17 protein-coding genes, 5 tRNA genes and 1 riboswitch are annotated in these 22241 nt (G+C 71.2%); of the genes, 9 read left to right on the forward strand and 13 right to left on the reverse strand.

Annotated features, from left to right (window positions below; genetic code table 11):
* Nucleotides 1-175 precede the first annotated feature (175 nt).
* From lhgO to ABZ725_RS09000, 3 genes are all read left to right on the forward strand, one after another.
* Nucleotides 176-1384, forward strand: a complete 1209-nt coding sequence (gene lhgO, locus ABZ725_RS08990) for an L-2-hydroxyglutarate oxidase (RefSeq protein WP_358802092.1) — start codon at nucleotides 176-178, stop codon at nucleotides 1382-1384.
* A 397-nt stretch (nucleotides 1385-1781) separates the two neighbouring features.
* On the forward strand, nucleotides 1782-2648 hold the full coding sequence (gene trmB, locus ABZ725_RS08995) for a tRNA (guanosine(46)-N7)-methyltransferase TrmB (RefSeq protein WP_358802093.1): 867 nt from the start codon (nucleotides 1782-1784) through the stop codon (nucleotides 2646-2648).
* A gap of 82 nt (nucleotides 2649-2730) precedes the next feature.
* A complete protein-coding gene (locus ABZ725_RS09000) occupies nucleotides 2731-4173 on the forward strand; it encodes a PrsW family intramembrane metalloprotease (protein ID WP_358802730.1) in 1443 nt (480 codons plus the stop codon).
* A 25-nt stretch (nucleotides 4174-4198) separates the two neighbouring features.
* Here the strand turns inward: ABZ725_RS09000 and ABZ725_RS09005 are convergent, their stop codons facing one another.
* The 4 genes from ABZ725_RS09005 to ABZ725_RS09020 all read right to left on the reverse strand — a co-directional run bounded on the left by ABZ725_RS09005 (nucleotide 4199) and on the right by ABZ725_RS09020 (nucleotide 8123).
* Nucleotides 4199-5143 (reverse strand): aldo/keto reductase, encoded by a 945-nt coding sequence (locus ABZ725_RS09005; protein ID WP_358802094.1) that lies wholly within the window; start codon nucleotides 5141-5143, stop codon nucleotides 4199-4201.
* 177 nt (nucleotides 5144-5320) lie between these two features.
* Nucleotides 5321-6355, reverse strand: a complete 1035-nt coding sequence (locus tag ABZ725_RS09010) for a M23 family metallopeptidase (RefSeq protein ID WP_358802095.1) — start codon at nucleotides 6353-6355, stop codon at nucleotides 5321-5323.
* A gap of 7 nt (nucleotides 6356-6362) precedes the next feature.
* Nucleotides 6363-6531, reverse strand: a riboswitch (cyclic di-AMP (ydaO/yuaA leader).
* 305 nt (nucleotides 6532-6836) lie between these two features.
* A tRNA-Met gene (locus ABZ725_RS09015) sits at nucleotides 6837-6910 on the reverse strand.
* Between the two features lie 85 nt (nucleotides 6911-6995).
* On the reverse strand, nucleotides 6996-8123 hold the full coding sequence (locus tag ABZ725_RS09020) for a dihydrofolate reductase family protein (protein ID WP_358802096.1): 1128 nt from the start codon (nucleotides 8121-8123) through the stop codon (nucleotides 6996-6998).
* Between the two features lie 85 nt (nucleotides 8124-8208).
* On the opposite strand from ABZ725_RS09020, the gene ABZ725_RS09025 reads away from it, so the two are divergent.
* Both ABZ725_RS09025 and ribA read left to right on the forward strand, forming a co-directional pair.
* The gene (locus ABZ725_RS09025; RefSeq protein WP_351910891.1) at nucleotides 8209-8724 is read left to right on the forward strand and encodes a MarR family transcriptional regulator; all 516 of its coding nucleotides are present in this window, start codon (nucleotides 8209-8211) and stop codon (nucleotides 8722-8724) included.
* Between the two features lie 207 nt (nucleotides 8725-8931).
* Complete coding sequence (gene ribA / locus ABZ725_RS09030; RefSeq protein WP_358802097.1) at nucleotides 8932-9594, forward strand: GTP cyclohydrolase II; 663 nt, start codon at nucleotides 8932-8934, stop codon at nucleotides 9592-9594.
* On the opposite strand, the gene ABZ725_RS09035 is transcribed toward ribA, so the two are convergent.
* The 9 genes from ABZ725_RS09035 to ABZ725_RS09075 all read right to left on the reverse strand — a co-directional run bounded on the left by ABZ725_RS09035 (nucleotide 9581) and on the right by ABZ725_RS09075 (nucleotide 20103).
* Entirely contained in the window at nucleotides 9581-10255 is a 675-nt protein-coding gene (locus tag ABZ725_RS09035; protein WP_358802098.1) for an NUDIX domain-containing protein, read from the reverse strand. The two genes, ribA and ABZ725_RS09035, sit on opposite strands and share 14 nt — an antisense overlap.
* The gene (locus ABZ725_RS09040) at nucleotides 10252-10644 is read right to left on the reverse strand and encodes a DUF4406 domain-containing protein (RefSeq protein WP_358802099.1); all 393 of its coding nucleotides are present in this window, start codon (nucleotides 10642-10644) and stop codon (nucleotides 10252-10254) included. The genes ABZ725_RS09035 and ABZ725_RS09040 overlap by 4 nt, the downstream gene beginning before the upstream one ends.
* 16 nt (nucleotides 10645-10660) lie before the next feature.
* A complete protein-coding gene (locus tag ABZ725_RS09045; protein WP_358802100.1) occupies nucleotides 10661-11452 on the reverse strand; it encodes a DeoR/GlpR family DNA-binding transcription regulator in 792 nt (263 codons plus the stop codon).
* A 114-nt stretch (nucleotides 11453-11566) separates the two neighbouring features.
* A tRNA-Lys gene (locus ABZ725_RS09050) sits at nucleotides 11567-11639 on the reverse strand.
* A gap of 92 nt (nucleotides 11640-11731) precedes the next feature.
* Nucleotides 11732-13306, reverse strand: a complete 1575-nt coding sequence (locus ABZ725_RS09055; RefSeq protein WP_358802101.1) for an amino acid permease — start codon at nucleotides 13304-13306, stop codon at nucleotides 11732-11734.
* Nucleotides 13307-13354: 48 nt separating this feature from the next.
* A complete protein-coding gene (locus tag ABZ725_RS09060; protein ID WP_358802102.1) occupies nucleotides 13355-16447 on the reverse strand; it encodes a VCBS repeat-containing protein in 3093 nt (1030 codons plus the stop codon).
* A gap of 183 nt (nucleotides 16448-16630) precedes the next feature.
* Nucleotides 16631-18865, reverse strand: a complete 2235-nt coding sequence (locus tag ABZ725_RS09065; protein WP_358802103.1) for a DEAD/DEAH box helicase — start codon at nucleotides 18863-18865, stop codon at nucleotides 16631-16633.
* Between the two features lie 234 nt (nucleotides 18866-19099).
* A complete protein-coding gene (locus ABZ725_RS09070) occupies nucleotides 19100-19645 on the reverse strand; it encodes a hypothetical protein (RefSeq protein ID WP_358802104.1) in 546 nt (181 codons plus the stop codon).
* 107 nt (nucleotides 19646-19752) lie between these two features.
* Entirely contained in the window at nucleotides 19753-20103 is a 351-nt protein-coding gene (locus ABZ725_RS09075; RefSeq protein ID WP_351910811.1) for a metallopeptidase family protein, read from the reverse strand.
* Nucleotides 20104-20187: 84 nt separating this feature from the next.
* Here ABZ725_RS09075 and ABZ725_RS09080 point away from each other — a divergent pair, with 84 nt between their 5' ends.
* The 4 genes from ABZ725_RS09080 (at nucleotide 20188) to ABZ725_RS09095 (ending at nucleotide 22150) form a co-directional block, all read left to right on the forward strand.
* Nucleotides 20188-21786, forward strand: coding sequence for a metallophosphoesterase (locus ABZ725_RS09080; protein WP_358802105.1), 1599 nt, complete (start codon nucleotides 20188-20190; stop codon nucleotides 21784-21786).
* Between the two features lie 80 nt (nucleotides 21787-21866).
* Nucleotides 21867-21939 (forward strand) — tRNA-Glu (locus ABZ725_RS09085).
* Nucleotides 21940-21977: 38 nt separating this feature from the next.
* A tRNA-Asp gene (locus ABZ725_RS09090) sits at nucleotides 21978-22052 on the forward strand.
* A gap of 24 nt (nucleotides 22053-22076) precedes the next feature.
* Nucleotides 22077-22150, forward strand: a tRNA-Phe gene (locus tag ABZ725_RS09095).
* Nucleotides 22151-22241 lie beyond the last annotated feature (91 nt).

Here is a 22241-nt window from a genome sequence, read left to right on the forward strand (position 1 = left end):
CTCCGTTCGGTGCCGGTGCCGCCGTTCCGTCTGCCTGGCTTGTGCCGGTTCGGGAGCGCGGGTCGACCGTGGCCGGTCGCGCGGTTCCCCGCGCGCCTTCGGGGCGCCGGCGTCACCCGGGTTTGAAGGCGTTGTCAGTGGCGCAGTGCACTATCGAAGCCGGGAGGTGGTGCACGTGCCGAAGATCGCTTACGACTGTGATGTGCTCGTGGTCGGCGGGGGCATCGTCGGGCTGTCGACGGCGTATGCGATCACGCGTGCCGCCCCGGGCACCCGGGTCACGGTGCTGGAGAAGGAGCCCGGCGTCGCCCGGCATCAGACGGGGCGCAACAGCGGGGTCATCCACAGCGGGATCTACTACCGGCCGGGGTCGCTGAAGGCCCGGTACGCGGTGCGGGGCGCCGCCGAGATGACGAAGTTCTGCGCGGAGTACGGCATCCCGCACTCGGTGACCGGCAAGCTGATCGTCGCCACGGCGCGGGCCGAACTGCCCCGGCTGCACGCGCTCGTGCAGCGCGGTCGGGAGAACGGGATTCCGGTGCGGGAACTGGGCGCCGCCCAGATCGCGGAGTACGAGCCCGAGGTGCGCGGGCTCGCCGCCATACGCGTGCGGACGACCGGGATCTGCGACTACACGGCCGTCGCGCGGCGGCTGGGGGAGGCGTCCGGGGCGGAGATCCGGTACGGCGCACGGGTCGTGCAGGTCGATCGGCGACCGGAGCGCGGGGTCGCCGTGCGCACCTCGCGCGGGGACGTCGTACGGGGGCGGGTGCTGGTGAACTGCGCCGGGCTGTACTGCGACCAGGTCGCCCGGCTCACGGGGGACGAGCCCGAGGTGCGGATCGTGCCGTTCCGGGGCGAGTACTACGAGCTGGCGCGGCCGGAGCTGGTGCGCGGACTGGTGTATCCGGTGCCCGATCCGGCGTTCCCGTTCCTCGGCGTGCATCTGACCAGGGGGATCGACGGGGGCGTGCACATCGGCCCCAATGCCGTGCCGGCGCTGGCCCGCGAGGGGTACGGGTGGGGCGTCGTACGGCCCGGGGAGGCGGTGGCCACGGCGGCGTGGCCCGGGGTGTGGCGGCTGGGGCGGCGGCACTGGCGGTACGGCATCGGGGAGCTGCGGAGGTCGGTGTCGAAGGGGGCCTTCGTGGACGCGGTGCGTCGGCTGCTGCCGGCGGTGGAGGAGGGGGATCTGGTGCGGGCGGCGGCCGGAGTACGAGCGCAGGCGGTCCTGCGGGACGGCGGTCTGGTGGACGACTTCCTGATCCGGGAGGGGCCCCGCGCGGTACACGTCCTGAACGCTCCCTCTCCGGCGGCAACGGCCTCACTGCCGATCGGGCGGGAGGTGGCCCGTAGGGCGCTGAGCGCGCTGGCAAGTGCCTGAGCGGCCGAGTCCCGCAGCGGCCACACCTGCGGGTCCGCCCGCGCGCGGGGCAGCCCACGACTGGGGTGAGCGCCCGGCCGCCCCCGCGAAGGCATCCCGCCCGCCCCGCTTAAGCAGCACGGTCGCCTCCGTAGACAGCACGGCCACCGGATGGGCAGCCTCGGCAAGCGGGCGGGGGACCCCGGCAGGCAGGTGAACGGCACCCCAGCCCACGCAACCCAGCCCACGCACCCACGGCGGCGACCCCAGCGACTGCGCGAGCGTCCCGCCCGCCCGTCCCCCACGAGTGGCAGCCGCACGGGTGAGGACTACAGGGACTACGCGGACTACGGGTCCCGTGCCGTGGCCGGCCGTGCGCCGTACCCACTTGTCCTCTCGCCGTAAAATCGTTCGCACTGTGTCTGATTCCGTGAATACCCCCGAAGTCCCCCAGGCCTCTCCCGGCGGCGAGCACCATCCGGGTGAGTCCGTTCGGCATTCCCGCGCCAAGGGGGAGCCCCGGTTCCCCGACGGGCCCAGGGCCGATCCCGCCGGGTCGCACTTCGAGCGGCGGATCCGGAGTTTCCAGCCCCGGCGCAGTCGGGTGACGGCCGGGCAGGCGGACGCCTTGCAGCGGCTGTGGGCCAAGTGGGGGCTCGATATCGATGGGCATCCCGTCGATCTCGCCGAGTTGTTCGGCAACGACCGTGCCGTCGTGCTGGAGATCGGCTTCGGCATGGGCGAGGCGACCGCGCAGATGGCGGCCGCCGACCCGGACACCGACATCCTCGCGGTGGACGTGCACACGCCCGGGCAGGGCAACCTGCTCAACCTCGCCGATCACAACGGCCTGACCAACGTCCGGGTCGCCAACGGCGACGCGATCATCCTGCTGCGCGAGATGCTGCCGGCGGACTCGCTCGACGGACTGCGCGTCTATTTCCCCGACCCCTGGCCCAAGAAGCGCCACCACAAGCGGCGCCTCATCCAGCCGGAGTTCCTCGACCTGGCCGCGACCCGGCTGAAGCCCGGCGCGATCGTGCACTGCGCCACGGACTGGGAGCCGTACGCGGAGCAGATGCTGGAGGTGCTCACCGCGCACCCCGACTTCGAGAACACCCGGGCCGACGGCGGGTTCGCGCCCCGGCCCGAGTTCCGGCCGCTGACCCGTTTCGAGGGGCAGGGGCTGGACAAGGGTCATGTGGTGAACGATCTGCTCTTCCGGCGCGTACAGCATCGCGTCCCGCAGGGAAGCCCACAGGACGTCCGGCGCGGGGATCACTGACCTACCGACTCCGTCCACCACAGTCCCCTCCCTCGTTAGGGTCGATGCCGTGGCCATCAGTCCCCCGTTCCCGCCCTACCCGCTGCATCCGCCGTATCCCGGCGGGGCGCCCGAGGACGGCGTCCTCCGGCACGCGCACTGGTGGCAGCGCAGATGGGTGCGGTACGGGGCGCTGATCACACTGCTCGCGCTGTCCGGCCTGGTCATCCTGGCGCTGGTGCGCGAACAGACCGGCACGGAGGGCTTCCTGGTCGGGCTCGGGCTCGCCGTGCTGCCGGTGCCGTTGCTCGTCGCCGTGTTCCGGTGGCTCGACCGGGTCGAGCCCGGGCCCTGGCGGAACCTGGTCTTCGCCTTCGCCTGGGGTGCGTGCGCGGCGGCGCTGATAGCCATCGTCGCCAACAGCTTCGCGACGAGATGGATAGCGATGGCGACCGCCGACCCGTCCGGTGCGGACACCCTGGGGGCGACGGTCATAGCGCCGGTCGTGGAGGAGTCCGCCAAGGCCGCGGCCGTCCTGCTCGTCTTCCTCTTCCGCAGGCGGGACTTCACCGGGATCGTCGACGGCGTGGTCATCGCCGGGATCACCGCCACCGGCTTCGCGTTCACCGAGAACATCCTCTATCTCGGCACCGCCTTCGGCACCGACCAGCTCACCGGCGACAGCGGCATCTCCTCCGTCACCGCCGCGACCTTCTTCGTGCGCGTCGTCATGTCGCCGTTCGCGCACCCCCTGTTCACGGTCCTGACCGGCATCGGCTTCGGCATCGCCGCGCTCTCCGGGGACGGTCGGCAACTGCGTCGCGCGCTGCTCCCGCTGGCCGGGCTGCTCCTCGCCATGGGCATGCACGCCCTGTGGAACGGCTCCTCGTCGTTCGGCGAGTTCGGCTTCTTCGCGGTGTACGTGGCGATCATGGTGCCCGCGTTCGGGCTGCTCACCTGGCTGGTGGTGTGGACCCGCCAACGTGAGTTGCGCACCGTGCGCGAGGAACTGCCCGCCTACGCGGCGGCCGGCTGGCTCACCCCGGCCGAGCCGTTCGCGCTCGGCTCGATGCGGGCCCGGCGGCTGGCCCGGGTGTACGCCCGCCGCCACCTGGGCCGGCCGGCGGCGCGGGAGGTGGCGCGGTACGAGGCGTACGCGACGTCCCTCGCGTTCCTGCGGCATCGCGGCCGACGGGGGCGGGCGAACGCCGACTTCGTCGTCCGGGAACGGGAGCTGCTGAACGAGCTGTGGCGCCGCAAGGACGTCGCCCGGCCCGCGCTGGACCACGCGGCCCGGATGACGGCCCCTCCGGTACCCGTACCGATGGCTGCGCCGCCCTGGCCGATGTACGGGGCCTACGGGTCGCACGGGTCGTCGTACGGGTCACACGGGTCACACGGGTCGCACGGGTCGTCGTACGGGTCGTACGGGCACCCCCAGTCGTACGGGTACCCCCAGGGGCACAGCTCCGGGTACCCGGCAGGGCAGGCCTACGGGTATCCCGGAGGGCCGTACCCCGCCCCCAACCCCTACCCCTACCAATAGCGGTAGCCGTGAGCCCCTGGGTGAGTCAGGCCGAGGCCTGCGTAAGGCTCGTGATCTCCGCCTCTGTCAGCTCCAGCTCCGCCACCCCCAGCAGTGCCGGAAGCTGCTCGACCGTCCGCGCGGACGCGATCGGCGCGGCCACGGTCGGCTGTGCGGCGAGCCACGCCAGGGCGACCGTGGCGACCTGAGTGTCGTGGGCCTGCGCGATCTCGTCCAGGGCGACGAGGACCCGTCGGCCCCGCTCCGTGTCGAGGTGCTGAGCGGCTCTGGGGGCGCGGGCGCTGTCCACCGTCGTACCGGGCCGGTACTTGCCGGTGAGGAAGCCGGACGCCAGCGCGAAGTACGGGACGGCGGCGAGGCCGAAGCGGGCGGCGAGGTCCTGGAGGCCGCCCTCGTAGGTGTCGCGCGAGACCAGGTTGTAGTGGGGCTGGAGGGCGACGTACCGGGCCAGGCCCTCGCGGTCGGAGAACTCCACGGACTCCTGGAGGCGCTCGGGCGAGATGTTGGAGGCGGCGATGTGCCGCACCTTCCCCGCCTTCACCAGTTCGTCGAGCGCGCCGACGATCTCCTCGACGGGCACCTCGGTCTTGTCGAAGTGCGTGAAGTAGAGGTCGATGTGGTCGGTGTCCAGGCGGCGGAGGGAGGCGTCGGCGGCGGCCTTGATGTTCGCGGCGGACAGGCCCGGGAACTCGGGGTGCTGGCTGACCTTGGTGGCGATCACGACGTCGTCGCGGTTGCCGCGGGCCTTGACCCACCGGCCGATGATCGTCTCGGACTCGCCCCCGCTGTTGCCCTCGATCCACGCCGAGTAGGAGTCGGCGGTGTCGAGGAAGTTGCCGCCCGCGGCGGCGTAGGCGTCGAGTACGGCGAAAGCGGCGGGCTCGTCGACGGTCCAGCCGAAGACGTTGCCGCCGAGGGCGAGCGGGAAGACCTCGAGGTCGGAGGAGCCGAGTTTGCGAAGAGAAGTCATGCTTCGTCAACGGGTGCCGACCGCGCGCCGATTCCATGCGCAACACGAAGAACACATGAACGCCCTGCAGCCCTGACGTCGGGGGTGGCCGTCAGGGCTGCAGGGAGTCGATCAAAAGCCGATCGGGGGCCGAGCAGAGGCAAGCAGAAATCGATCAGGGGTTCCCGGAGGGAGACCTCAGGGGTTGAGGCCCTTGCTGCGCAGCCAGGCCGCCGGGTCGATGCCCTCGGAGCTGCCGCCGGGGTGGACCTCGAGGTGGAGGTGGGCCCCGGTGACGTTGCCGGTGGCGCCCACGCGGCCGATCACGTCACCGGTGCCGACCTTCTGGCCGACACTGACGCTGATCGACGACTGGTGGGCGAACCAGACCTCGGTGCCGTCGTCCAGCGTGAGGATGGTGCGGTAGCCGTAGGAACCGGCCCAGCCCGCCTCGGTGATGGTGCCGCTGTGGACGGCCTTGATGAGCGTGCCGGTCGGCGCGGCGAAGTCGAGACCCGTGTGGTAGCCGGAGGACCAGAGGGATCCGGCCTGACCGAAGGTCGAGGTGATGGTGTACGAGGAGGTCGGCAGCGTGTACTGCGTGGCCAGCTCGGCCAGGCGCGCGGCCTCGGCCTTCTTGGCGGCCTCGTCGGCGGCCTTCTTCTTCGCGGCGGCGGCCTTGGCCTCCGCCTCCTTCTCGGCCTTGGCGACGGCGTCGGCCTGGGCCTTGGCCGCGGCGGCCGCGGCGGCTGCCTGGGCCTTGGTCTCGAGCTGGGTCTGCTGCGACTCGGCCTGCGCCATGATCCGGCTGCGCAGGGCCTCGCCGGCGTCGGTGGCGCTCTGGCCGGTCTCCTCGGCGGCCTCGGAGCCGAAGCCGGCCAGGGCGGGCGCGGCGTCCTGGGCGGGCTCGTCGTCGGAGATGAGGGAGCCCACGTTGGGCAGGTCCGGCATGGAGATGGAGACCGGGGCCTTGCCGGTGTTGGCGCTGGCCATGCCGCCCGCGCTGACGGCGGCTATGACGCCGACGCCGAGGACGGTGGAGCTGCGGGCGAACCCGCCGCCGCGCTGCTTGGCGACACGGTGCTTGCCGCGTACCGGACGAATGGAATCCGCGGTGGGGTTCCACTCCTCCCAGGGGCCCTCGTCGGTGCGGACGCTGCCGTAGGCCAAGGTCTCTGCGGACCGCTGGCTCGGCACGAACGGGGCTTCTGGGACAGGCCGGTTGGACGCCACGCGGGCGTACTCCTTTCCTTCCGTCGCCTACCGGGTTAGCTGACGGGTTCGGAGCGGGAAGGTCTCCTACGCGCGTAAACCGGTCGTGGACTCTGCGAGTTCACGGCGGCTTCCGCGAGATTCACCCCAAGGTGGTGGTTCCCCGGTTCCCTTGCGGGATTCGGCAGTGCGCACGGAGCCGACTCTTGTGTCGGCCGGGACGACCGCGCTGCGTTATCGAACGTTAATAGACCCGGGGTCAGGTTTCCAAGCTCTTCCGCTTGATCAACAACATTTCTGGCCTGGACTTTCGACCCATGACCGATGAAAAACGGGCGAGTTGGCCAGACTCAGCGATCACACAGGTATTGACAGGATGTCAGCCGCTACGCGGAGGGGGATCACTCGCTCACCTGCAGTGACGGCGGACGGCGCACCGAGAGAACGGGGAAAACACCGAGGGCCGAAATCCATGTTCTGGATTCCGGCCCTCGGCCTTCAGTAGCGGGGACAGGATTTGAACCTGCGACCTCTGGGTTATGAGCCCAGCGAGCTACCGAGCTGCTCCACCCCGCGCCGCTGAACACAACTGTACGCCATCTGCGGGGCTGCAATCACCACGGTTGAGCAGGGGGCCAGAGGAGGCGGTCAGAGGAGGCGGTCAGAGGAGGTGGCGGTTCGGGGCCTTCGCCCGCTCCTCGTACTCCGGGAGCACAAGGACGTCGACGCCCTCGGCCGTCAGCAGACCGGTTCCGTCCGCCTCCGTCACGAAGGTGTCCGGCTCACGCCAGGCCGTGACCACCCGGCGCACCCCCGCGTCGAGAATGAGGCGGGCACAGGGCGCCGGGCGCGAGGATCGGCGGGCGCACGGTTCCAGGCTGCTGTAGACGGTGGCCGTGGGCAGTCGGGGATCGGCGGGGTCGAGCTTGGCGAGGGCCGCCTCCTCGGCGTGCACGACCGGGTCGCCGGCCTCGCGGGAGTGGCCGCGCGCGAGTTCCGTGCCGTCGGCGGCGACGATCACCGCGCCGACGCTGAACGCGGTCCGCGACGGCGGGCACTGCGCCGCGAGCTCGCAGGCGAGGGCCAGCCAGTGCCGGTCGGCGGCGGCGGGCAGCGGTCCGACGCCGGGGGCGGTGGGCTCGTAGCGGTGCAGGACGACGTCCTCGATGCGCCGCGTCTCCAGCAGGCGCAGGCGGCCGCCCTGGTAGCCGCCCGGCCCGAAGAGGCGGGGCGCGCCCGGGTCGCCCACGAAGAGCGGGGCGAGGACGAGCTGGAGTTCGTCGGCGAGGCCCTGCTGGAGCAGCTGGGTGTGGACGGTTCCGCCGCCCTCGACCATGAGCCGCCGCACACCGCGCACATCGTGCAGGTGTTCGAGGAGGCGGCGCCAGTCCAGTTCGGAGCCGAGCGCCACGACGTCCGCGGCGATGCCGAGCGCGCGGGCCCGCTCGGCGCCCTTCTCCGTCGTGTACACGACCTTCTCGCCGCCCGTGTGCCAGAAGTTCGCGGCCGGGTCGAGGTCGCCGGAGCCGCTGACGGTGACCTTGAGGGGATACTCGGGCAGTCCGGCGGCGACCCGGGCGGCGCGGCGCTCGGGGGAGTTCACGAGGAGCCTCGGGTTGTCGGCGCGGATCGTGCCGGCCCCGATGAGGATGGCGTCCACGGAGGCCCGTACGTCGTCGACGCGGTCGAAGTCGGCGGGGCCGGAGAGGAGCAGGCGCTCGGGCGTGGTGTCGTCCAGGTAGCCGTCGAGGGAGACGGCGGCGGACAGCAGGACGTACGGGTACGGCATCGACGCACTCCCCGGGATGGGTCCGACGGCGGTCCTGACCGGACCGGGCCTTGGTTCAAGTTTGAAACAAACCTACACTGGCGGTATGACGACTCGCTGGCTGTCCCCCGCGGAGCAGCGCGCCTGGCGCGCGTACGTTGCCGGCTACCTCCTGCTGGAGGACGCGATCGACCGGCAGCTCCAGCAGGAGGCCGGCATGCCCCATCTGTACTACTCCATCCTCGCCAACCTCTCCGAGACACCGGAGCGACGGCTGCGGATGACCGACCTCGCGGAGCAGCTGAAGATCACCCGCAGCAGGCTGACGTACGCGGTGACGCGCCTGGAGAAGGACGGGCTGCTGCGGCGCGAAGAGTGCCGCTGGGACAAGCGCGGGACCGTCGCGGCTCTGACGGACGAGGGCATGGCGGCCCTGGAGAGCCTGGCCCCCGGCCATGTCGAGACGGTCCGCTCGGCCCTCTTCGACCGGCTCACCCCTGAGCAGGTGGGACAGCTGGAGGAGATCTTCACGCAGGTCGTGCTGGGGTTCCAGGACGGCGACGAGGCCGCCCCGGAGGAACTGCCGTGGCGCCGCCGCTCATCACCCTGTTCGGGAACCTGACGGCCGAACCGCATGACCGGAACCCGAACCGGAACCCGAACCGGAACCCGATGGCCGCGAGCACATGAGGTACGCGCCACAATCCCGTTGCTTCAAATTTAAAGCATGGGGTAGGGTCGCTCTCGGCACTCTGCTTCAAATCTGAAACAGGTAGACACAGGTGGACGCAGGTGCCCGCACAGACCCCACTCGCACCGGGAGACCCGCATGCCTGACACCCCCGCCGCCGCCACCCCGCGCGCCCGCGTCCGGGTACCGCTGCGCTTCCAGGACGGCTACTCCGTCGACGCCGAACTGGTCACCTTCCACGGCCTGACCGATGGCCAGGAGCACGTCGCCGTCGTCCTCGGCGAGCCGGCGCCCGGCGCCACCCCGCTGGTCCGGCTGCACTCCGAGTGCCTCACCGGCGATGTCTTCGGCTCCGCCCGCTGCGACTGCGGGCCGCAGCTGCGCGAGGCCGTCGAGCGCATAGCCGGGACGGGCGGCGTCCTGCTCTACCTCCGCCAGGAGGGCCGCGGCATCGGCCTCTACAACAAGCTCGACGCGTACGCCCTCCAGGACCAGGGCCTGGACACCTACGAGGCGAACGCGGCGCTCGGTCTGCCCGAGGACGGCCGTGACTACACCGCCGCCGCTCAGATGCTGCGCGCCCTGGGCATCACGAGCCTGGACCTCCTGTCCAACAACCCCGACAAGGCCGACCAGCTGCGCGGCCTCGGCATCGACGTCCAGGACCGTGTCCCGACGGGCGTGTTCACGACCCCGCACAACGTCCGCTACCTGCGCGCGAAGGTCCTGCAGACCCAGCACACGCTGCCGCTGGCGGACCTCACCGGGCTCAGCGGTCTCACCGGGCTCAACGTGGGCTGACCGCGGACGGCCGGAACGGGCCGTCCAGCGCCGCCCATTGGAGCAGCATGATGGTCTTCGCGTCCGCGATGGCGCCGCTGCGGACGAGGTCGAGGGCCTCGACGAAGGGCAGTTCGACGACGGCGATGTCCTCGCCCTCGGCCGCCACGCCCGCCGTCTCGACACCGGAGACGGAGGCGTCATAGGGGGCGGCGAAGAAGCTCAGCCGTTCCGTGACCGAGCCGGGGCTCATAAAAGCGTCGAACACATGCTCGACATCATGGACTGTGCGTCCAGTCTCCTCGGCCGCCTCACGACGGATCGCCTCCTGCGGATCGTCGCCGTCCAGCAGCCCTGCGGCGGTCTCCAGCAGCATGCCGTCGGGGTGCCCGTTGACGTACGCGGGCAGCCGGAACTGACGGGTCAGCAGGACCGTCCGCCGGTCGGGGTCGTAGAGCAGGATCGTCGCGCCGTCGCCCCGGTCGTAGGTCTCGCGCCGCTCGCGGCTGACGTGGCCGTCGCTGTGCCGGTAGTCGAAGGTGGTGCGGCGCAGCACCGCCCAGTCGCAGGCGAGGACCTCCACGTCGAGGATGCGGACCCGGTCGTTGCCGGTGAGGTCGCGCCCCTGCCGGTCGAGCCCGGTACGGCCGCGGGGGTCGGGGGTGTCGATGCCGACGGTCATGCGGGGCTCCCTGCGAGGCGGTGAGTGGGGGCGGGGACGTCTGCGAGCGTGCCGTAGATCCGCTTGCCGTCGGCGCGGGCCCGCTCGACCATCCGGTCCGCGCCCTCCGACGGGCCGCCGATGCGCAGCACCGCGTCGCAGCGGTCCAACAGGCGTTCGGCGACGGGATGGAAGAGCTCGTCGAAGAGCGCGCTTCCGGGGGCCGGGTCGCCGCCCGCCGTCTCCAGCAGGGGCAGCGCCAGTGCCTCGCCTGTGACGGGCAGATGCCCGGCGCGGAACAGGACGAGCGCGGCCTCGTTCATGGCCCGCACGTTGGCCGCGAGCTTCACGGGGTCGTCGCCGGTGCCCGAGCGGTACGGGCCGGCGACCAGGATCATCAGCGGTGTCATGTACGTCTGCGTCTCCTCAGGCGAGGCGGGTGTCGACGCCGGCCTTGCGCAGGGCGTCCAGGGTTCCGGGGCCGCCGGGATGGGTGGCGGGGTCGGCCGCGGCGGCGTCGGTGACGAAGGTGTGCACGGCGTCGAGCGGAGCGACCTGGCTGAACGCGCGCACGCCCAGCTTCGTCGCGTCGGCCACCGCGACCGTACGGCCGGCCTGGCCGAGCCCCGCCTGCTTGACGGCCGCGTCCTCGAGGGAGAACTCCGACCAGCCGTGCTCGGCGTGCACTCCGCCGATCGACATCACGAACACGTCGAAGGCCAGGGACTCCAGGGTGCGCAGCGCCAGCGGCCCGACGAGGGAGCGCTCACCGGGACGCGAGCGGCCGCCGACGACCAGCAGCTCGATGCCGGGCCGGTCGGCCAGCCGCACCGCCGCCTGCAGACTGAGCACGGCGACGGTCAACGGCCCCCGAGCGGCAAGATGTTCCGCCACGTGCACGGTCGTCGTCCCCGCATCCAGCAGCACCCGCGCCCCCGGCTCGACGAGCCCGGCGACGGCCGCCCCGAGCCGGTCCTTGGTCGCCGTCTGCCACGCCTGCCGCGCCTCGAACCCACCGCCCTCCTCGCGGGCCCGCCCGGCGACGGCCCCACCGTGCACCCGCCGCACCAGCCCCTGCCGCTCCAGCGCGTCCAGATCCCGGCGCACGGTCATCTCCGACACCCCGAGCCGCTGAGCGAGTTCGGCGACGGAGACGCGCTCGTGTTCTGCGCCCTGCACGAGACGCAGGGTCAGATCGAGACGATCGGCGACATCCATGCGCCATTTCTACCACGCCGATGTTCGAACGAACATCACCTTGTGAACCCATGGAATGAAAGAAGCCCCCAGCCCGAGGTACCTCGAAGTACCTCTGACCTGGGGGCGTTTCGGTAGGCCCTGTGGGACTCGAACCCACAACCAATGGATTAAAAGTCCACTGCTCTGCCAATTGAGCTAAGGGCCCACGCGGTGTTGCGTGATGTTGCCTCCCCGAGCATAGCCGGACCTGGCCGTCTCTCCGATCGGGTATCGGAGACACGGCCACGCCGGAGTCGGTTACAGGGTCTTCTGCGTTCTCGCCGCCTCCCGGGCCAGCGTCCGTTCGTGCAGGGGGTTGAGGAACCACTCCCGGGCCGAGACCTGCCACCACACCCCCGCGAAGCCCAGGACGACCAGGACGGCGACCGGGGCGTAGTTGAAGGTCTCCCAGGTGACCGGCGAGACCTGGGGCAGCATGAACAGGACCGTGATGACGGCCACCCACGCCACCGACACCACGCCGATCGCCTTGGACCAGCGGCCCAGGTGCCACGGCCCGCGCTCGAATGCCTCGCCCTTGCGGATGCGCAGCAGCGTCGGGATGACGTAGGCGATGTAGAGGCCGATGACGGCGATGGAGGTGACGGCCGCGTACGCGGTCACGTTGATCAGATAGGGCAGGCCGAGCACCAGCGCGCCGCCGGCCGCCAGCCAGACCGCCGCGACGGGTGTGCGGGTGCGTGGGCTGACCGTGTGCCAGAGGTGCGAGTAGGGGAGCGCGCCGTCGCGCGAGAAGGCGTAGATCATGCGGCTGTTGGCCGTCACTGACGCCATCCCGCAGAACAGCTGGGCCCCGATCACCACCAGCAACAGCAGCTTTCCGGCGGTCGCGCCGAGCGCGTCGAGCAGGATCTGGGCGGGCGGCGCGCCGGTCGGGGACTCCAGCGCGCCCTGGTAGGACTGGATGGCGTAGGTGAAGCCGAGCAGCAGGACGAAGCCGGCGATCCAGGAAGTCCAGATGGACCGCACGATGCCCTTCGGGCCGGCCGTGGACGCGTCGTGCGTCTCCTCCGTCATATGGGCGGAGGCGTCGTAGCCGGTGAAGGTGTACTGGGCCATGAGCAGGCCGAGCAGGACGACGTACACGCCGCTGCCCCAGCCCGTGTTGTTGACGAACTCGCCGAACACGAAGGACGTCGACTGGTGCTTGTCGGGGACGAAGGCCAGCGCCCCGACGATGACGCCCACGCCCAGCACGTGCCACCACACGCTCACGCTGTTGAGCAGGGCGACGATCCGCACCCCGAAGGTGTTCAGCAGACCGTGCAGCACCAGGATCCCGGCGAAGAGCAGGACCGTGCGCTCCGGTGTCACCTCGAAGTCGAGCTGGAGGTTCAGATACGCGCCGAGGAAGGACGCGGCCCCGAAGTCGATGCCGGCGGTCACCGCGACCTGCCCCAGCACGTTGAACCAGCCCGTGAACCAGGCCCAGGCCGCCGCCGATCGCGGGGGCGCCAGCCGGTGCGCCCAGAAGTACAGGCCCGCCGACGTCGGGTACGCCGAGCAGATCTCGGCCATCGCCAGGCCCACGAAGAGCGTCATCAGGCCGACGGCCACCCAGCCCCACATGATCACCGCCGGGCCGCCCGTGTTCATGCCGAACAGGTACAGCGTCAGACAGCCCGACAGGACCGAGATGATCGTGAAGGAGACCGCGTAGTTGGAGAACGCCGACATACGGCGGGCGAGAACCTGCGTGTAACCGAGCTGGGCCAGCCGCTCTTCGTCCGAGAGCCCCGAGAGCCCCGAAGGATCAGAGGGATCCGGGAGTTTCCCGGGAGACCGCCCACTCGCTATGCCGTCATCTGTCATGCCCCCAGCAATTCCCTCGCCGGGGGCGTGACATGCATCACAACTTGGCTAGAAAATACCCTTGTAGCCCTGCCAGCCGACGCCGATCTTCACCCGCGAGCTGAAGGACCCCTTCCCGTTCCCCGGAACCCGGTACAGCGCACCCGCCGTGTCCCGGGCGACCAGATCCGCCTTGCCGTCCCCGGTGATGTCGCCGACGCCGACGACCACGTTGTACGAAGGACCCCAGTTGGCGTACAGCTTCACGCCCGCGCCGAAGGTGCCCCGGCCGGTGCCGTAGAACCGGTACAGGTTGTTCGCCTTGTCCTGCGCGAGCAGGTCCGCGACCCCGTCCCCGTTGAGATCCCCGGCCCCGACGACCTTCTTGTACGTCTTCCAGTTGGCGTACAGCTTCACACCGGTCGCCAGCCGCCCCGCACTCGTGCCCTTGTACAGGTACACCGCGCCCGTCGCCGCGTTACGGGCGACCAGATCGGGACGACCGTCCCCGCTGACGTCACCGGTCGAGGTCAGCACGTCGAACTGGTTCCAGCCGCTGGTCCCGAGCGTCGTGTACGCCGTCGAGGGTGCCAGAAACGCGTTGCAGCCCGGCTTGTACAGCCGCAGCGCGCCGCTGCTCAGCCGGACCAGGACGTCGTTGCAGCGGTCGCCGCTCAAGTCTCCGACCGGGACCGCCTTGATCGTCGTCGCCCAGCCCTTGCCGCTGCCGTCCGTGACGAACGTGCCGTTGCCCGTGCCCCGGTGGTAGGTCAGCGCGCCCGAGGAACTGAGGGTGAGCAGATCCCCGACGCCGTCCGGCAACCCCCACGAGTTGCCCACGTAGTCATGGTGCACCGCACTGCCGTGCACCAGCTGAACCGTCCCCTGTGTCACCAGGGGAGCACCCACACCGTCCGCCGGCGTGACCGACAGCGTCCAGGTGTACGAGCCGTTGGGGAGGACCTTCGCGCCGTTGACGCCGTCCCACCCGACCTTCAGCTCGCCGCGCGCGGGGCCGCCTTCCTCGCTGTCGACGACCTTGCCGGTCGCCTTGTCGTGGACCGTGAGATGCCGGCTCGCGGCCGGCTTCGACAACAGCACGGTGGTCAGGGGGTAGAAGGCCGGATCGGTCAGGCCCGTGTCGACCATCCCCGCCTTCTGCACGTTGCCCAGCGTGCGCAAGGGCTGCTGGGCAACCCCGGACGGCACGAGGTGCACCTGCTCCGCGCCGTCCACATAGGCCGCGTTCGCGCCGGACTCGTCGACCGTCCAGCGCACATCCCGCTGCGAGACGCCCGTGTCGGACAGATCGCCGATGACCCGGCCGACGGGTGTGCCGTCCGTCACCGTCGTCAACGTCAGCTTCCCGGCCTGCTTGTCATGGGTGACGACGTACCCGTCGCCGAGCTTGGCCTCGTCGGCCGGCAGCGGCACGGACTTCCTCGCCGTACGGTCGTAGACACCGGCCCGGCCTTCGCACGTCCAGTACAGCCAGCGGCCCAGCGCCTGGAGTTCGGTGGGGGTGCAGCCGGCGTCGATGGCAAGGGTCTCGATGTTCTTCTTCGCCGTCAGGTCATACGCGGTCACCGTTCCGGGGCTCTCGCCCACAGTCCACAGGACGTCGCCCGAGAGCGCGGCGGGGCCGGGGACGCGCGTGACGGCAGGGGCCGCGTTGTTGTCCAGCTTGTAGACGTACTGCTGGTCAGCCGTGGTGTAGATCAGGTACTCGCCGGAGACATCGGTGATCCGGCCACCGGCGGGGACGATGTGCTGCCAGTAGTCGTAGTCCCCCGGCCCGTTGACCCTGATCCGGTCTTCCTGCTCCGATTCGCGTTGCAGCCAGGCGGTCCGCCCGTCGGCGGTGCCGAAGAGCTGCGAGCAGCCGACGTCCGTCACCGCGCACGAGCTCAGCCGCGTTTGGGTCCCGTCGAACAACGACCGCGCCCCGAACGTCGGTGTCCCGGTCGCGGCGACGGTCCGCCCATAGGTGTCGCGGACGCGGGCATCGTTGGTATCGGCCACGACGAGTCTGCCCTGGTCCAGCGAGATCCCCTGGATCTTGCGCGGCAGCTTGGGCAGGGGCTTGACCCGGGTGACGACCGGGCTGCCGTCCGGGCCCGGCTGGATACGCTGAATGCCCCAGTCGTCCTGCGCGGCGCCAGTGCGGCCCACCGCAAGGGCGCTGCCGTCGGAGGCGCCGGCGATGCCGGGGTCCGACGCGGGCAGCAGAGTTCTGGACGGACCGCCCGCGACGGACTTGGCGATCACCGCCGACGTACCGGGCCGGGTCACCAGCCAGTCGCCGACCGCCGCGAGATCCCCCGGAGAGTTCGTGCGGCCGCTGTCCAGCGTGACCTCGACCGGGGCGGCGGACAGATCGGAACGGGAGAACACGTGGACCGTGGGGTCGCCCACGTCGAACAGCACCACATGGTCGGCGGAGACCACCGCGTGCGCGTAGAGCTCCGAGCTCGGCGGGGTCGCGTCCCGCACCTCTCCGGTCCGTCGGTCGACCATGACCCACAGGTACGGTCCATCCGCCCGTCCAGCGACGAACAGCAGCCCGTCGGCGTCCCCGCCCTTGGGCTGACCGAGCTGGTACCCCTCGGGCACCTGGGTCACCGGAACGTCCCGCGTGCCGCCGTCGGCTTCCGGGATCAGCAGGTGCATCTCGCGCTGGACGGTCGTCCCGTTCTCGTCCTTCACCTGCCGGTAGGCGACCACCAGATCGCTGTAGGCGGTGACCAGCGACAGCCCCTCGGGGATGCGGATCGTGCGGGTGACGCCGTCCGCCGCGTTCCAGAGGTCGACGCGGTCGCCGGCGTAGCGGTAGGCGAGGACGTCGCCGCCGGCCGTGTTGTAGCTGGTGTAGCCGGTCGGGTGGACCACCTTGACGGACGTGCCGTCCGCGTACCGTGTCCAGACCAGCCCGGAACCTTCCAGGGTGTGGAACACGCCCTCGGGGCCGGCGCCGTCATGACCGCCGTAGGCCGAGGCTCCGTACAGCGCAGCCCCTGTGTACGCGCCGCTCTGGGTCGCCGGCACCACCGTCTCCGCCGCCGTGTCCGCGACCGCGGTCGACGGCAGCAGTGGGCTCAGTCCGGCCGTCAGGACGGCGGAGGCGGTGATGAGACGCAGGCGTGCGGAGACATGGCGAGCCAAGAGATTCCCTCCCCGGGAACGGAGACGGGCTGGACGCCGCTCCGGCGTCCACGGCCCCCCGGCCTTCACATCCGTCTCACAAGTCGGTTGATCGTATAACCGAACGCGGCTGAAGAAACCGAAACGCCGTGGCCCCCACCGGAATTCGGTGGGGGCCACGGCGTTCAGTCAGCTGAGGCCAGATCAGCCGTTGCGCTTCCAGCGCGGCTTGTCGTCGCGGCGGCCGAAGGAGGAGCCGCCGGTGGAGCCGGTGCCGCGGTGGTCGCCGCCGCGGTGGTCGTCACGACGGCCGTACGGGCGGTCGCTGCCGCCCGAGCGGAAGCCGCCCGCGGGGCGGTCGTCACGACGGTCGCGGTTGAACGGACGGTCGCTGCCACGGTGACCGCCGGACGGGCGGTCGTCGCGGCGGAAGCCACCGGACGGGCGGTCGTTGTCACGACGCTCGAAGGAACGGCCACCGCGGTCGTCACGACGGTCGTCACGGTTGAAGCCACCCGACGGACGGTCGTCACGACGGAAGCCGCCGGAGGGACGGTCGTTGTCGCGACGGAAGCCACCGGACGGACGGTCGTTGTCACGACGCTCGAAGGAACGGCCGCCACGGTCGTCACGACGGTCGTCACGGTTGAAGCCACCCGACGGACGGTCGTCACGACGGAAGCCGCCGGAGGGACGGTCGTTGTCGCGGCGGAAGCCGCCCGACGGACGGTCGTTGTCACGGCGGAAGCCACCGGACGGACGGTCGTTGTCACGACGCTCGAAGGAACGGCCGCCACGGTCGTCACGACGGTCGTCGCGGCGGAAGCCGCCACGGTCGCCCCGGTCGCCGCCGCGGTCACGGCGCTCGTAGTTGCCCCGCTCGTCGCGGAACGCCGGGCGCTCCTCGCGACGCTCCTGGACCACCGGCTCGGACGCCACCACGGCCTCGGCGACCTCGGCCACAGCGGCCTCCGTCACCTCGGCGACCGCGGCCTCCGGGTCCTCGCCCCGCTCACGCGCGGAACGGGCGACCAGACGGTCGGCCTCCTCGCGCAGCTCGGTGGCGCGGCGCGTCAGACGCTCCAGCTGCTTGGTGAGGTCGGCGACCTCACGCTCGGCCTGCTTGGCGGCGTTGTTCGCGGAGTCGGCCTGGACCTCGGTCAGCGAACGCGCACCGGTGATCTCGGCGACCTCCGGCTCGAACACGCCCGCGCCGCCCACGATGTGACGCGAGGCGTCGACGCCCGCGTCCTCCATCAGACGGAAGATCTGGCGGCGCTGGTGCGGCAGGGCCAGGGAGACCACGACGCCCGAGCGACCGGCGCGGGCGGTACGGCCCGAGCGGTGCAGGTAGTCCTTGTGGTCGCCGGCCGGGTCCACGTTCAGGACCAGGTCGATGCCGTCGACGTGGATGCCGCGGGCGGCGACGTCGGTGGCGACCAGCGCGTTGACGTAGCCGTCCTTGAAGTCGGCGAGCACGCGGGTACGGGCGCCCTGCGTCATGCCGCCGTGCAGCGCGTCCGCCTTCACGCCGGCCTCGACGAGCTGCTCGGCGATGCGGTCGGCGCCCAGCTGGGTGCGGACGAAGATGATCGTGCGGCCCTTGCGGGCGGCGATGGCGGCCGTGACCGGCGCCTTGTCCTTCGGCTTCACGACGAGGACGTGGTGCGTCATGGTCGTGACGTTGCCCTGGGCGCTGTCGACCTCGTGGCTGACCGGGTTCTTCAGGTAGCGCTTGACCAGCGTGCCGATCTCGTTCTCCATGGTGGCGGAGAAGAGCATGCGCTGGCCGCCCTCGGGGACCTGGTCGAGCAGCTCGGTGACCTCGGGCAGGAAGCCCAGGTCGGACATCTGGTCGGCCTCGTCGAGGACGGCGACCTCGACGTTCTCCAGGGAGCAGGCGCCCCGGTTGATGATGTCGCGCAGTCGGCCCGGGGTGGCGACGAGGACGTCGACACCGCGCTCCAGGGCGTACATCTGGTTGCTCATGGACGTACCGCCGCAGACGACCTTGATCTTCAGGCCGAGCACGTCGCCGTACGGCTGAAGGGCGTCCGCGACCTGCATCGCGAGCTCACGGGTCGGGGTCAGGATGACCGCGCGGGGCTTCTTCTTCTCGGTGTGACCGCCGGACAGCCGGGTCAGGGTCGGCAGACCGAAGGAGAGGGTCTTGCCGGAGCCGGTACGGCCGCGGCCGAGGATGTCCTTGCCGACCAGGGCGTCCGGGATGGTCGCCGCCTGGATCGGGAAGGGGGTGGTCACGCCGTTCTGCGCGAGCTTGCGCACGACGCCCTCGGGCAGCCCGAGGTCGGCGAACGTGACGGTCGGCTCGGCGGACTCGGCCTCGACGGCCTCAACGGCCTCGACGCTCTGCGCGATCTCGATCGCCTCGTCGTTGTTCTCGGGCACGACGGCGTGATCAGTACTGAAAATGGACATGCTGATGCGAAACCTTCCGGAGTCTCTTCGGCACGCGCCCGTCAACTCCGTGTTCGCATTGCATTACGACCGCCTCTATGCGGTCAGCCACGGTAAGGGAGAGAACGCGCCACACGGCGCGCTCTGCGGTGGCGCCGGGCAAATGGGATCAAACGATCTACCAAGATACGCACCCTGGCCCCCGAAGGCAAACTGGACCCCATCACCGCAGCTCAGCGGCCTCTCGGCCGTCGCCTAGACGGCCGGGAGACCGGCCTCCGGGGCGGGCTCCCGCTCCACCAGCTGCGGCGCCGTCCCCCCGCCCTCCTCGTGCGCCGACGACGACGGTTCGGCGACCGGCGGCTCCGGCGTGGGCGACGGCGGCTCCGGCGTGGGCGCGGGCGGCTCCGGGTCCGGCGAATGCGCGGGCGCGGACGGCTGCGCCCTGGTCGGCGTCGGCGCCCCCGGCTGATCGCTCGTCGCGGGCTTCACGGCCGCCCCCGGCGAGGCCGGCGCGCTCCGGCCCGCCGAGGGCGAGGCCGAGCCGGACGCCGACGCGCTCGCCCTGCCCTTGTCGCCCTTGCCGTGCCCGCGCTTGCCGTCACCGCCCGCCGCACCCATCCCGAACCCGCCGCCGGCGCCCGCCGAACCCCCGTCCGGCGCCTCACCGCCGTGCCGGCCCGCCGAGTGCGAGGGCTTGGCCCGGCCGCCCTCCCCGTCCCCCACGCTCATACAGCCGGCGGCCGCGGCGACGGCCAGAGCCGTCACGGCCAGACGAACGGGTACGTACAAGGGGCGCACGGGGCCACCTCCGGGGCAGACGCAAGGAGTCGACGTGTCCAACTCCCCCCGCCCGCAAGAAGACACGCGCCGGGCACGCGCGGGGCACGCGCCCCCTGCCCTACGGCTCAGCCGTAGCCGAGGGCGTGCAGCCGCGCGTCGTCGATGCCGAAGTGGTGGGCGATCTCGTGCACCACCGTCACCTCGGTCTCGGCGACCACTTCCTCCCGTGACGTGCACATCCGCAGCGTCGGCCCCCGGTAGATCGTGATCCGGTCCGGCAGCACCCCCGCGTACCACTCGCCGCGATCCGTCAGCGGGGTCCCCTCGTAGAGCCCGAGCAGCTCGGGATCGTCCGCCGCCGGCTCGTCCTCGACGAACACCGCGACGTTGTCCATCAGCCGCGTCAGCTCCGGCGGAATCCGGTCCAGCGCCTCGGCGACCAGTTCCTCGAACTCCTCGCGCGTCATCTCCAGCACAGGCCCATTGTCGGGCACGACACCCCCGCGTGAAGGGTGTGAACCGTCCGCATACCCTCAGCCACACCGGGGCATACGGCACCAATGGCCCGCGCCCGCGTCCCCGCCGCACTCCTGGACCGCCTCCACCGCCCCGCCCGCCGACGCACCACCCCCGAACTCGCCGCCCGGCCCAACCCCTGGGCGCGCGCCCTCGGCCTGACCGCCGTGGTCCTCGCCGGCGCCTGGCTGGGCCTGCTGGTCGTCGGGAACGTCCGGGTCTCCGTCGGCCCCATGGACACGACGATGACGCTGCGCCCGTCCGTCACCGGCGGCACGAAGATCAACGTCTCCCCGCTGGGCGCACTCACCCTGGACAGCCATATCGCCCCGGTCCGTCTCGACGTGAACGTCGACCAGCTCGACCCGGTCCGCGCCGAGGCCCTCGTCGACCACCCCGAGCGCCTCTCCGGCCTCCAGGACGAGGTCGCCCGCGACGTCGAGCACGGCACCCTCGACCTCGCGCTGCGCTCCTGCGTCGCCGTCGTCTCCGGCGCCACCGCCCTCGGTCTCGCCGTCTACCGCCGCCCCCGCCGCGCCCTCGCCGCCGGCGGCCTCGCCCTCGCCCTGCTGACCGCCTCGGGCGCGACCGCGTACGCCACCTGGAACCCCAACTCGGTGCTGGAACCCCGGTTCTCGGGCCTGCTGTCCTCGGCGCCCTCCCTCGTGGGCAACGCGCGCAGCATCGTCACCGAGTTCGACGTCTACCAGCAGGAACTCGCCCGTCTGGTCACCAACGTGACCAAGCTCTACGACGTCACCTCCACGCTCCCCGCCTACCAGCCGGACCCGACGACCGTCCGCGTCCTGCATGTCTCCGACATCCATCTGAACCCCGCGAGCTGGAAGATCATCGACTCGCTCGTCGAGCAGTACAAGGTCAACGTGATCGTCGACTCCGGCGACACCATGGACCACGGGAGCGCGGCGGAGAACGGCTTCCTGGACCCCGTCGCCACCCTGGGCGCGCCGTACGTCTGGGTCAGGGGCAACCACGACTCCCGCGTCACCCAGCGCTACCTGGAGGGCATGAAGAACGTGCACGTCCTCGACGACGGCCGCGCGGTCACCGTCGCCGGGCTGCGCTTCGCGGGCATCGGCGACCCCCAGTTCACCCCCGACCGCTCCACCGAACCCGGCGCCGCCCAGACCCAGGAGGCGGCGGGCGCCCGTCTGGCCCGGGCCCTGCGCGCCCAGCGGTCCGCCGGCACCCCGGTCGACGTGGCCGTCGCCCATGAGCCCTCCGCCGCCCGCGGCACCGACGGCGAGGTGCCCCTCGTCCTGGCCGGCCACCTCCACCACGAGGAGATGGAGGTCATGAGGAAGGGCACCAGGCTGCGCGTCGAGGGCTCTACGGGCGGCAGCGGTCTGCGTGCCGTCGAGGGCAAGTACCCGGACCCGATCGAGGCGTCGATCCTCTACTTCGACCGCGACACCCGCCGCCTCCAGGCCTGGGACGAGATCAAACTCGGCGGCCTCGGTCTGACGACGGCCGAGGTCAGCCGCCACCTCCCGAAGGAGAACCAACCGGGCGCCGCCCCGTCCCCGAGTCCCACGCCGAGCCCCTCCCCCGGCACGCCCTCCGGCACGCCCGTCAGCCCCTCCGGGACACCCGCCCGAACCCCTTCCGGGACGGCCCCGTAAACCGTTTTGGCGATACCCCCCGCCATCCCATATGCTCATGACGTCCCCGACGCGCTGCGAAGCGCCCAGGCGGGCCGATAGCCCTCATCGTCTAGCGGCCTAGGACGCCGCCCTTTCAAGGCGGTAGCACGGGTTCGAATCCCGTTGGGGGCACGCAACACCGTGTGCGACACTGTCGTACACAACAGCAAGGTCCTGTGGAGCAGTTTGGAGTGCTCGCCACCCTGTCAAGGTGGAGGCCGCGGGTTCAAATCCCGTCAGGACCGCTGAGGTTTCACGTGAAACCTCGTGGCTGGGTAGCTCAGTTGGTACGAGCGATCGCCTGAAAAGCGATAGGTCGCCGGTTCGACCCCGGCCCCAGCCACAACCAAGGCCCCGATCTTCGGATCGGGGCCTTTTTGCGCTCGCCGGCAGGCTCCCGCGCACTCGTGGGCAAGCTCCCACGCAAAAGGGTT

The sequence above is a fragment of the Streptomyces sp. NPDC006872 genome (assembly GCF_040635845.1).
GTDB lineage: Bacteria > Actinomycetota > Actinomycetes > Streptomycetales > Streptomycetaceae > Streptomyces.

Bases quoted from the DNA above. Each gene is read 5' to 3' on its own strand.
- ABZ725_RS09055 (WP_358802101.1), bottom strand. From the start codon at position 13,306: ATGACAGATGACGGCATAGCGAGTGGGCGGTCTCCCGGGAAACTCCCG.
- ABZ725_RS09020 (WP_358802096.1), bottom strand. From the start codon at position 8,123: ATGCCGTACCCGTACGTCCTGCTGTCCGCCGCCGTCTCCCTCGACGGC.
- ABZ725_RS09005 (WP_358802094.1), bottom strand. From the start codon at position 5,143: ATGACTTCTCTTCGCAAACTCGGCTCCTCCGACCTCGAGGTCTTCCCG.
- ABZ725_RS09045 (WP_358802100.1), bottom strand. From the start codon at position 11,452: ATGGATGTCGCCGATCGTCTCGATCTGACCCTGCGTCTCGTGCAGGGC.
- ABZ725_RS09065 (WP_358802103.1), bottom strand. From the start codon at position 18,865: ATGTCCATTTTCAGTACTGATCACGCCGTCGTGCCCGAGAACAACGAC.
- ribA (WP_358802097.1), top strand. From the start codon at position 8,932: ATGCCTGACACCCCCGCCGCCGCCACCCCGCGCGCCCGCGTCCGGGTA.
- ABZ725_RS09040 (WP_358802099.1), bottom strand. From the start codon at position 10,644: ATGACACCGCTGATGATCCTGGTCGCCGGCCCGTACCGCTCGGGCACC.
- ABZ725_RS09080 (WP_358802105.1), top strand. From the start codon at position 20,188: ATGGCCCGCGCCCGCGTCCCCGCCGCACTCCTGGACCGCCTCCACCGC.
- ABZ725_RS09025 (WP_351910891.1), top strand. From the start codon at position 8,209: ATGACGACTCGCTGGCTGTCCCCCGCGGAGCAGCGCGCCTGGCGCGCG.
- ABZ725_RS09035 (WP_358802098.1), bottom strand. From the start codon at position 10,255: ATGACCGTCGGCATCGACACCCCCGACCCCCGCGGCCGTACCGGGCTC.